The organism is Cocleimonas sp. KMM 6892 (assembly GCF_035798195.1).
In the GTDB taxonomy this organism is placed as follows: domain Bacteria; phylum Pseudomonadota; class Gammaproteobacteria; order Thiotrichales; family Thiotrichaceae; genus Cocleimonas; species Cocleimonas flava.
This window is the reverse complement of record NZ_JAPFBV010000032.1, coordinates 1-368: the sequence shown is the minus strand read 5'-3', so window position 1 is coordinate 368 and position 368 is coordinate 1. Positions and strand designations below refer to the sequence as shown.

The window sequence follows — 368 nt, the reverse complement described above, 5'->3', positions numbered from 1 at the left end:
GTACCACTTAAGACACAAGTCGCAGCAGGTGCTAATGTGGCACAGCTAATCGTATTCGGGGTGATTTTGTTATCTGTAACCACGACATTGGTTAAGGTTGCCGAACCGTTATTGGTTGCGGTTACCGTGTAGGTTAATACATCTCCATTACTGATTTCACCATTACTGTCATTATCAGCATTGTCAGGCGCAGGCTTAACCAGCGTTAGACTCGGTGCATTGATGTCACTGTCATTTTGTGCGGTACTTTCTGGAGTTTGATCAGAGTTTGCGGTGGCATCATTAATGATTGCACCCGCCGTAACATCAGCTGGTGTTACGGTGTACGTACCACTTAAGACACAAGTCGCAGCAGGTGCTAATGTGGC

The 368-nt window shown here is 46.5% G+C and carries 1 protein-coding gene; it reads right to left on the bottom strand.

Annotated features, from left to right (window positions below):
* On the bottom strand, nucleotides 1–368 hold a 368-nt coding region (locus OO007_RS20245; protein ID WP_325810192.1), incomplete at both ends, for a DUF7507 domain-containing protein.